Here is a 9,621-nt window from a genome sequence, read left to right as displayed (position 1 = left end):
AATATAACAGATATGACGTATAATGTATTTTTAACTTTTGATAGAAAATACTGCAATATTTTAAAATAACTTTGGAAACAGAGTATAATAATTTAAATATTTAGTATTTTGTTAGTTTTATTTACAGTATTATTGTTTATTTTTCGCTTGATTTTGAGCTTTCATTTACAACAATTTTTTTCATTTTTTGTGTTTGTTTAATATTAACCTTTACTAGAAATTCTAATATATTTTTACGGCTTACTTACTGAATGATTATTGCTTTTATTTTTGGCATATTCATCTCTCGTGTAACAAATTTACATAGCGAAATGCTTTATAAACCTATCATCACTAAAATTAGCGGTAAAATAGAATCGATAAAACCAACTATTATTAGGAGGATAAGTAGTATTAAGTCGCATAAAGATAGAAAAAATAGAAAAAATTAATCGTAACTTACAAAAAGTTAAAATTAGTATACTGAAAAATATATACAAGAAATTAGGGTAAATAACCAAATTACTTTGCTTGCTAAACTCTATAAGCCGCAAAATAGTATACTACCCGGGGGTTATGATTTTGGTTTTTACGCTTATCTATCGGATATTGGAGCAAACGGCTATGCGATGTCTGGGCCGCAAATTATAGAACATAATGAAACAAATTTTTATTTATAGAGTGTGTTCCTATATTTATAATAATTTAATAGAAAAGATAAAGGGAATTTTGCAGCTGCAATATTACTTGGCGAGACGAAAGGTTTAAACAGGCAAATAATGCAGGATATGAGGCAAAGCGGTATATCACACGTGCTTTGTGTTTCAGGATTGCATCTATCTTTAGTCTTGATGATTATTTTCCTTACTACAAGGTTTTTATTAAATCTCCCAAATTCATTTGGCATATAATTTCAATATAAAATTAATCTCTGCTCATTGTTCGCTAATAGGAAGCTTTGGTTATTTAGAACTAAGCGGTATGCAAATAGCAGCGACTAGAGCTTTTATTACTGCTGCAATTTTTATTTACGGTATTATTATCGGACGCTCTTACTTTCCCCTTCGTTCACTTGCAATTGCGGCTTTTATAATATTATCGTTAAATCCCGAATATATTTTTCATCCAAGTTTCCAATTATCTTTTATCGCCGTATTATCGCTTGTTGCCGATTATGAATTTTACTTAAAGAATTCATGGTTACTTGGAGAAAAGAAAGGCATTTTTGGAGCAGTAAAATTTTATACAGCCTCAAATATTTATTCAAGCTTCTTAGCAAGCATCATAACGGCGCCTGTAGTAATTAATCAATTCTTTATATTTGCTACTTACTCAGTACCAGCTAACCTCATTGTCGTTCCGATAACGTCATTTTTTCTTATGCCGCTTACTTTGTTATCTCTGCCTTTTACCATGATCGGGTTTTATAACTATATCCTAAAGCTTATGGGATTCTTTATTAATATAATAATAAAATCAGCTGCCTATTTTAATAGTTTACCGGCTGCTGTATGGTATTTCGGTTATATTACCAATTTCAGCATATTACTCTTTTTATTCGGCTTTTTTGGATTTGTATATGGAAAACTGCTTGGCGTTTGCTTGGTCTTGCAATCATGGCAATATCTTTTATATTTATGTTCTACTCCCCAAAGCCGGAATTAATATTTGATGCAAATCATATGGCGGTAGGCGTTAAAGATAGAGAAAATAAACTAGTAATACATGCTGATAAAACACCTGCTCTCAATAGAACTTACTGGGCTAATTGGTTTGGACAAGTGAGAAAGCCGAAATTTATATTAATCTCAATTATAAATCTAAATGCCGTGGGAGCTTAATAACGATTAATAAAGATTTTTTTAAAAAAAACCCTGTTATACTTATCTTTTGCAATAAAAAGGAATGTACGGTAAAATCTTAGTACCGGACTGTTTTTGTTTTATGTCATTCCCGCTTGGCATTGTTGTGTGGATACTGAGTCGTCATTGCAAGCAACTGTAAGGAGCGTGGCAATCCAGAAAAATAATAAAAAAATGTTAAAAACTAGCATTTTTTACTGGATTGCTTCGTCAAAACTTACAGTTTTTCCTCGCAATGACGGATAAATCTATCCACGCAACAACGCCAAGCGGGAATGACATAAACAAGCCATATAACAAGGTCCAGCTTTTAGTTAGGATGACATCAAAGTCTTTTTAAAAACTATCCGATACTTTAGGTAAAATCGAATAATGCAAGTTACACACAAAATACTAAAAATCCCCTCAAAAGGATATAGAAAAATCTTGAGTCTCTTAAATGAAAAAGGACAAGCAAGACTTATAGGCGGCTGCGTACGTGATGCGTTATTAGATCTCTTGCATAACAAAGCTAATAAAGAAGAATTTGAAGGAGACACAGAACGCAGAATCGCAGTGTACATAAACGTACTTGAGGATTCGAGTACCGGATCGACGTACAAATTACCTTTAGAAGCAAGTTATCCAAGAGATCGACTTGAGAAAGGTAGCTACGATATAGATATAGCTACTAATTTGACACCTAGTGAAGTAACAAATATTTTATCTGGAGCTAAAATAAAAACTATTCCGACCGGTTTAAAATTCGGCACGATTACGGCTACTTTAAATAATGAAAAATTTGAGATCACGACTCTTAGAAAAGATATTGAATGTAACGGCAGACATGCCAAAGTAATATTCACCAACGATTTTGCCGAAGATGCCGCAAGACGAGATTTTACTATTAATGCTTTAAGCTATTGTCCCTTTAAGAACGAGATATATGATTATTTTGAAGGGTTTAAGGATTTGCAGCAGGAAAAGGTTGTATTTATAGGGGAAGCTCTAGATAGAATTAAAGAAGATTATTTACGAATTTTACGCTTTTTTCGGTTTTCCAGCTATTATGCGAATCAGCTTGATGATGGCAGCTTTAAAGCATGTAAAGCTTTAAAAGACGGCTTAAAAACTTTATCACGAGAGCGAATTAAAAGCGAAATGGATAAAATTATTGTTTCAAAAAGAGCAGCACAAATTTTAAAAGCTATGTTTGAAATAGGAATATTAGAACTAATATTCTCTATCCAAAATTATGAAATAAAATTTTTTGAGCAGGCAAATGATTTTAAATTAGAATTAGTTACTCGATATGCACTCTTATTATATTGTCAAAAAGATTTAAATTTAAAGGTCTTTCTAGATTGGAAATTCTCAAAACATGAAGCAATGCAAATACTATCAATAACGAACTTTCTGAATGACGCTAAATTTAACATGAAAAAAATTTGGTTTGAAAAAAAGAATTATAAGGAATATTTATTAGCAGCTAGCATAATCGGTAAATTAAATCATTTACAAACAAAAGAATTTATCCTTAAATATGATGCGTTATTACGTCCTAAATTCCAAGTAAACGGTAATGATTTGTTAAATATGAATATAGAAAAAAAAGAGATAGGAGCAAAACTAGAATATCTAAAAAATTTTTGGATAGAGCAGGATTTTAAACCTAGTAAATTAGAGTTGTTGGAGAAATTATGAGAGCTAGTACGTCAAACCGTCATTGCGAGGAAAAATTGAAAATTTTGACGAAGCAATCTCGTGCCAAAATCCTGAGATTGCCACGCTCCTTTCAGTCGCTAGCAATGACGATTTGGTATCAACGCAAGCAAGCCTTCGCAGGGATGACATACCTAGCATTACTATTCCTTACATTCCTCAGCCTTACTAGCTATGCTAAGCCTAAGATAGTTGTAAGTATTACGCCAATCGGTAGTATTGTTTCGATGCTTGTTAAGGATAAAGCGGATATCGAGAGCTTAGCTATTAGTAGTGACTGTCCACATCATTATAATTTAAAACCTAGTGATTTAGTAAAAGTCAAAAATTCCGATATAGCAATTTATATTAATGAACAATTTGACGGTTTTGCCGAGAAATTAATTGATAATCATAGCAAAAACATTATAAAAATCAGTGATATTAAATCTTTAACCACTATAAAAGATAATTGGCATATTTGGCTTGATTTTAATAATGCTGTGATTTTACTACAGGAATTTGCACGAATATTTAGTGAAAATTTTCCTGAGCTACAAGAAGATATTAATAATAACCTTTCAACAGCACTTAAAGAATTAAATAAGCTACAAGAGATTAAAAATAATGAGCTTGCAACGATAAAAGACGTAATTTTATTAAGTGACAGTAGCGAGTATTTTTTTCTTAATACTAATATTAAAACTGCAAAATTATATAGCGAAAGTCAAAAAAGCCTCCGATATATAAGCAAGCTAGAAGATTTAATTAAAGAGTCTAATAACAAATGTCTTGTTTTAAGTAATGAACAAAATTCACGGTTATACGACAAATTAAACGCTAAAATAATAATATTAAATAGCGAAAACTGGAATGTGCAGAATATAGGTTCCAACACTTTTCAGAATCAATATTTACAAATGATCTATCAAGTTAAAAAATGCATACACTAAATAGCGAAGAAGAGACAAAGAAGCTTGCAAAGCTTTTAGCACAAAGCTTAAAACCAAATGATGTAGTTTTACTTAACGGTGACCTTGGAGCAGGTAAAACATTTTTTTGTCGTGAAATTATTAAATATTTTTGCGGTGAAAATACAAGCATTATAAGCCCGACTTTTAACTTACTGCAAACGTATAAAGCATCTAACTTCACTATATATCACTATGACCTGTATCGTCTTAAATCACCTGAAGAAATTTATGAACTTGGATTTGAAGAGGCATTAAACGGCAATTTAATTTTAATAGAATGGTCTGAAATTATTAAGCATTTACTTACTCCGCCTTTAATCGAAGTAAATCTAGAAGTATTAGATAATAATAAACGTTTATGTAGTATAATAACAAATCATAAAGAAAATTCACAAGAATCTTCCCTTATTGATTTTTTACAAGATTCTCCGCTATTCGATACAAAACTTGATATTCAAAAAGATAAAAGCCCTACTAGAAAAGTTAAGTTATAATTATGAACTATTTAATTTTTCTTTTAAATAATTTATAAACTTCTCCATCATTTCTTTTTCCTATAAGAAAGATATTTAATATCTTATTTAAAAAATCCTTACTCTCTTCCTATGATAAAAAACCGCTTTTACTCGCATTTTTTGCTTGCATTGCCAAATACATATCTTCAAGCTGATCAAATTTCTCATATTCTTCATGTGATATAAGAACAACTATGGGCTTACCGTATTTATTTATAATTACCGGTGATTTTACTGCTTGATTCATCAATTCCCCAAAATGATTTTGAGCTTCTTTACTACTAATACTTTTCATATTGTTACTTTATTTAGTTTGTATAATTATTATATTAGCTATGATAAGCTATTATCAATATGATAACTACTAATTATTAATATCTAACTAATCAATTGTCATGTAATAAAAACGCCTTTTCAATAGGAAGTAATTTTAATTCCGGTAACATCGGCATAATTAAATCTATTCCGGCTTTTTCGTTACTATTACCGTGTACCAATATAAAAGAACCATTTTGAACTTTGTCGCCTTTAGCAAGCCATGCATTACTCCCAAGCGGAATAAATCCCAAATCTTTTAGTTTTTCTATTAATGTTTGATCGGAAACTAATCCAGGAAAACGAAAGAAAGGTGACGGAGCAATATTATAACTTACTAATATTTTCCCTGCTTCTAATACTTCATTTTCAAAATCATTTTTATTGGAAAGAAGGAAATTATCTTCAAGAGGTTTATCTTTAAAATAAGGATGACTAAATGAATGATTAACCCATGTTATTTGTAAATAACCGTTTTCTTGTTGTTTTAATAACCATAAGAATTCTTCTGTATGCTTATTAATCCATAATCCTGAAACACATATAGCAATCGGAATAGGTTTATTTAGTTTGATCGATAATTCTACGAGCTTTTTAAAAAAATCTTCTTCAAAGCTTTTGGAAGAAGGACACATGTCAATTGTCAAGAACTGTCCTTTTACTTTATACATGCTACTCGTAACACCGTAATTTTGTTGTATATAAGGTGCAGAGCTATATTTATTTAAAACTTTAATATACCGAGTTTTACTTAATTTTTTTAGAAGATTTTCCTTTTCTATTTTATTCGTAGGTAAAATTACCAGCTCTTGTAGGGCTATTTCAGTTTTAAAAGAATTCGGATCTACTAAAACGAAATATGATTTTTCATTATTTAAATAAGAACGAATAGCAATTCTTATTTTTTTATTTTCAGCAATTACAGGCAAAAATACCGGTTTATAATCAGTTATAATTACTGCTTTTTCACTTGCATAGCTTAAACTAAAAAACAATATTACAAAAATAAAACTTAAAATTCTTTTAATTTATTCGTCTCCATAACGCTCGTATAAAATTCCGCAATTTTCTCTTTTACAGCTAGAGGATCGTTCATTAAATTAACAGCACCTCTAAACTCTGCTGAATTCGGTAAACCACTACTATACCAGCCAATATGCTTACGTGCAATAGGTACGCCCACAGATTCACCATAATAATCAAGTATTGCCTCATAATGCTCGGTTACGATATCTAGCTGCTCTGCTATAGAGGGAGCAGATTTTTCTTCACCTGTTTTAAGATAATGATCAATTTGTGAAATAAGCCAAGGTTTGCCATATGCTCCTCTACCGACCATAATACCGTCTGCACCGGATTTTTGTAGGGCTTCTTTTGCCTTAGCAAAATTAGTAATATCACCGTTAGCAATAACCGGAATCTTTACCGATTCTTTAACTGATCGTATAAAATCCCAATCGGCACTACCGGAATAAAACTGGCATCTAGTTCTACCGTGAACGGTAACCATCTGAACACCTGAGCTTTCAGCAATTTTGGCTAAAGTCGGAGCGTTTTTCGTATTATCATCCCAACCCATACGCATTTTAACGGTTACCGGCAGCTTAACCGCTTCAACGGTAGCTTCAAAAATTTTAGCTGCCAGCTGCTCATCCCTCATTAGAGCCGAGCCTGAATAACCGCCTACTACTTTTTTCGCCGGACAGCCAAAATTAAGATCGATAATTTTTGCCCCCATACCCTCATTCATTTTAGCAGCTTCTGCTATCACATTCGGCTCACAGCCTGCTAGCTGTACACAAGCACTTGTTGCATCATCACGCATAATGGCACTTTTTTTTAGTGACTGCCTAGATTCCACAATCATTGCTCTACTTGCTACCATTTCAGAAACTACAAGCCCTGCACCAAATCTTTTCACCAATCTTCTAAATTCCAAATCCGTAACACCCGACATTGGAGCTAGTATAATATTTGAAGAAAGCTCAATATTGCCGATTTTGATCATAAAAACCGTTATAAAAATAAACACTCATAATATCATAATTAAGTATTTTTGTCTAATATTGCTAATTAAGAATAGACAAAAGCCGATTAATCTATTATAAGCTTAAGTTATGTTTCTTTTTCTTACACCCTAATAAATGTAAAGAATAGTATAGACAAAAATCAACTTGGAAAAGAGCAAGGAGTCTGTAAGCCGAGGGAGCGGAGCGTATACTAATACGCGAGCATCCGAGGACCTTACAAAGACGACGAAGCCAATTTTTCAAATTCATCGAGTATATACGGCCATGTAGCTCAGTCGGTAGAGCAAAGGACTGAAAATCCTTGTGTCGTTGGTTCAATTCCAACCGTGGCCACCACCATTCCTTACTTTAAATCCCGTTATTTTATATCTTCAATTAAATTTCATCTGTGAACTTATTTTTGTAATTTTAATTAACTTTAGGTTAATAAGGATAAATTATGTTTATACGTATAAAAAAATTTTTGGAATACATGAAGAATCAACACCTGAAGAATCAGATGAAATATTATATAATCAACTAATATCTTTACTAGAAAAATTAACGCGTGTAATACATGCAAAAGATGAAGATAAAAAAGAAGTTGAAAAATTAATTGATAAAATAAAAAATACTAATTTATTTAATCAATCCGATGAGGATGGTAATACAGCCTTAACTTTAGCTGCTGATGCAGGTTTAGAAGAAGCTTGTTTAAAACTTATTCCCAAGATGTCTGACGAGCTATTAATACGATCGAGAATATACGTGGTCAGCCTGCATTAACAAAGGCTATGTGGCGTGATTTAGATAATGTTTGTATAGAGCTTATTCCAAGAATGTTTGAGGAAAACATTAACACTATTGATAAACTCGGAAGGACATTGTTAATGCTTGCAGCCAAAAAAGGCATGATAGCAGTTTCTCTAGAGTTTATTAAGTTGCTGCCACCTGAGATGATCATTCGTGCTGATAATAATGGGAATATGGCTGCAAGCTACGCAGATACGGACAAAGCATTTGCCGAGGTAAGGGAATTATTGCAAGAAAAACAACAAAACTTATTAAAAAATTTTGTTTCATTTCTAAATAAAACTTTTTTAAATAACAATGGTTTAGATAATTTTTTTTAAATTGCATATGCTACAAAATTCCATAAAAAAGTGAAAGTAAATAAGTAATTATTAGCATCTTATTTACAAGAACAAAATAATAATCCTGAATCTATTATAATAACGATGAATAATTTTATGAAATTATTCCCATTTACCATTGCAAGGGTATGTAAAAAATTCAACTGAAAATTCAATCGGATTCTAAAACCCCTTTTTTACATTTATCATGCTTACCAAATGAAGCAATATGTTGTATTATCTCCCACTTAGAAAACGAAAAATGGGGGATAGATGTGAGTTGTCTGGAAAAAGTAGCGCTACATAGAATTAATAAAAAGGGACAATTTTGCCTTCATCTTTAATTTTTATGATGCTTATAAATTTTGTTATACAAATAAAGTATTACTTTTTTTAAAGTAATTAATTTTTATATAACAAAAAGTAATTTTCATTACTTTTTAAAGCTCGTATGTTCAATACAAAATCATTCTTATCATAGATAAAAATTTTAACTAAGTTTAGATAATTAATACAGTGCCAAGAATAATTGAACGAAATAAACCAGGCGATGCTTTTAAAAGTTGTTTATTGATTATAAGTATAATTTTCTGTATGGTAAATTGAATAAATTTCTAATTAGTTTGTAGTAAGAATATGGTGTGTAAGGTTTTTTAGCTAAAATAAATTCTATTCTTAATTCCCTACTTATACCATTTGGATAAATTTCACGTAATAAGTCTTTGTCTTTAATAAAAAAATCTAGATATGGCTCAATAATAGCTATTCTTTCTTCTACTGTTTTAGTGTTCATAACGGCTTAGTTCTCCTTAGTTAAACTTAAATGATTCAAGTTTGATCACCAAGAAGCTAAGTTAAAGCCCGATTGGTGATCAGGGAGTTAGAAACACCGTCAACAAGAACAGCTGAGTAGTTTTTAGGCTTAAAGTTAATACTCTAAGCCCTGAACATGACTACTACCTCCCCGACCGTAAAATATCGAGGAATAAAACCAATTTAACGGTAATTTTACCGCCTGTTGATGGAGGTTTCTATACTCCAGAACAACCTTAGCTGTCCCAAGATGATTCTAAGCAAAACTTTAAACAAGTCAATATGATTATTGATTTCAAAAATTGGTATTGCTCGCATGACTCGTTTTATGTCATTCTCGC

General features: G+C 31.2%; 10 protein-coding genes, 1 tRNA gene and 2 pseudogenes. 9 read left to right on the top strand and 4 right to left on the bottom strand.

The annotated features are described in order from the left end of the window. Positions 1–251: 251 nt before the first annotated feature. From MCI_RS04065 to tsaE, 6 genes and pseudogenes are all read left to right on the top strand, one after another. The gene (locus tag MCI_RS04065; protein WP_014409776.1) at positions 252–431 is read left to right on the top strand and encodes a hypothetical protein; all 180 of its coding nucleotides are present in this window, start codon (positions 252–254) and stop codon (positions 429–431) included. A 336-nt stretch (positions 432–767) separates the two neighbouring features. After that, positions 768–1,644: pseudogene (locus tag MCI_RS07750) on the top strand (ComEC/Rec2 family competence protein). After that, positions 1,596–1,820 (top strand): hypothetical protein, encoded by a 225-nt coding sequence (locus MCI_RS09850; RefSeq protein ID WP_050982546.1) that lies wholly within the window; start codon positions 1,596–1,598, stop codon positions 1,818–1,820. Before MCI_RS07750 ends, MCI_RS09850 begins: the two are co-directional and overlap by 49 nt. 393 nt (positions 1,821–2,213) lie before the next feature. Continuing rightward, a complete protein-coding gene (locus MCI_RS04045) occupies positions 2,214–3,524 on the top strand; it encodes a palindromic element RPE1 domain-containing protein (protein WP_014409772.1) in 1,311 nt (436 codons plus the stop codon). Continuing rightward, positions 3,521–4,474, top strand: a complete 954-nt coding sequence (locus MCI_RS04040) for a metal ABC transporter solute-binding protein, Zn/Mn family (RefSeq protein ID WP_014409771.1) — start codon at positions 3,521–3,523, stop codon at positions 4,472–4,474. Before MCI_RS04045 ends, MCI_RS04040 begins: the two co-directional genes overlap by 4 nt. Further along, a complete protein-coding gene (gene tsaE, locus MCI_RS04035) occupies positions 4,462–4,989 on the top strand; it encodes a tRNA (adenosine(37)-N6)-threonylcarbamoyltransferase complex ATPase subunit type 1 TsaE (RefSeq protein WP_014409770.1) in 528 nt (175 codons plus the stop codon). The genes MCI_RS04040 and tsaE overlap by 13 nt, the downstream gene beginning before the upstream one ends. A 187-nt stretch (positions 4,990–5,176) precedes the next feature. Here the strand turns inward: tsaE and MCI_RS10525 are convergent. The 3 genes and pseudogenes from MCI_RS10525 to dusB all read right to left on the bottom strand — a co-directional run. Then, positions 5,177–5,257 (bottom strand): annotated as a pseudogene (locus tag MCI_RS10525) (type II toxin-antitoxin system prevent-host-death family antitoxin); the annotation flags it as partial. Positions 5,258–5,396: 139 nt separating this feature from the next. Then, positions 5,397–6,353: a polysaccharide deacetylase family protein gene (locus MCI_RS04025; RefSeq protein ID WP_156794968.1), complete on the bottom strand. Its 957-nt coding sequence runs from the start codon at positions 6,351–6,353 to the stop codon at positions 5,397–5,399. Continuing rightward, positions 6,338–7,333, bottom strand: a complete 996-nt coding sequence (dusB, locus tag MCI_RS04020) for a tRNA dihydrouridine synthase DusB (RefSeq protein WP_014409767.1) — start codon at positions 7,331–7,333, stop codon at positions 6,338–6,340. Before dusB ends, MCI_RS04025 begins: the two co-directional genes overlap by 16 nt. A 282-nt stretch (positions 7,334–7,615) precedes the next feature. On the opposite strand from dusB, the gene MCI_RS04015 reads away from it, so the two are divergent. The 3 genes from MCI_RS04015 to MCI_RS04005 all read left to right on the top strand — a co-directional run bounded on the left by MCI_RS04015 (position 7,616) and on the right by MCI_RS04005 (position 8,467). Continuing rightward, positions 7,616–7,691, top strand: a tRNA-Phe gene (locus tag MCI_RS04015). Further along, positions 7,659–8,120 carry an ankyrin gene (locus tag MCI_RS09845; protein ID WP_232202624.1) on the top strand — a complete coding sequence of 154 codons (462 nt, stop codon included), beginning with the start codon at positions 7,659–7,661 and terminating at the stop codon, positions 8,118–8,120. Before MCI_RS04015 ends, MCI_RS09845 begins: the two co-directional genes overlap by 33 nt. 8 nt (positions 8,121–8,128) lie before the next feature. Next, positions 8,129–8,467 (top strand): hypothetical protein, encoded by a 339-nt coding sequence (locus MCI_RS04005; RefSeq protein ID WP_014409765.1) that lies wholly within the window; start codon positions 8,129–8,131, stop codon positions 8,465–8,467. A 574-nt stretch (positions 8,468–9,041) separates the two neighbouring features. Here the strand turns inward: MCI_RS04005 and MCI_RS09030 are convergent. Further along, a complete protein-coding gene (locus MCI_RS09030; protein WP_014409764.1) occupies positions 9,042–9,260 on the bottom strand; it encodes a hypothetical protein in 219 nt (72 codons plus the stop codon). Positions 9,261–9,621 lie beyond the last annotated feature (361 nt).

Source organism: Rickettsia montanensis str. OSU 85-930, from assembly GCF_000284175.1.
Classification (GTDB): domain Bacteria; phylum Pseudomonadota; class Alphaproteobacteria; order Rickettsiales; family Rickettsiaceae; genus Rickettsia; species Rickettsia rickettsii.
This window is presented reverse-complemented; position numbering and strand designations above follow the sequence as displayed.

Bases quoted from the DNA above. Each gene is read 5' to 3' on its own strand.
- MCI_RS04065 (WP_014409776.1), top strand. From the start codon at position 252: ATGATTATTGCTTTTATTTTTGGCATATTCATCTCTCGTGTAACAAAT.
- MCI_RS09850 (WP_050982546.1), top strand. From the start codon at position 1,596: ATGGCAATATCTTTTATATTTATGTTCTACTCCCCAAAGCCGGAATTA.
- MCI_RS04045 (WP_014409772.1), top strand. From the start codon at position 2,214: ATGCAAGTTACACACAAAATACTAAAAATCCCCTCAAAAGGATATAGA.
- MCI_RS04040 (WP_014409771.1), top strand. From the start codon at position 3,521: ATGAGAGCTAGTACGTCAAACCGTCATTGCGAGGAAAAATTGAAAATT.
- tsaE (WP_014409770.1), top strand. From the start codon at position 4,462: ATGCATACACTAAATAGCGAAGAAGAGACAAAGAAGCTTGCAAAGCTT.
- dusB (WP_014409767.1), bottom strand. From the start codon at position 7,333: ATGATCAAAATCGGCAATATTGAGCTTTCTTCAAATATTATACTAGCT.
- MCI_RS04005 (WP_014409765.1), top strand. From the start codon at position 8,129: ATGTGGCGTGATTTAGATAATGTTTGTATAGAGCTTATTCCAAGAATG.
- MCI_RS09030 (WP_014409764.1), bottom strand. From the start codon at position 9,260: ATGAACACTAAAACAGTAGAAGAAAGAATAGCTATTATTGAGCCATAT.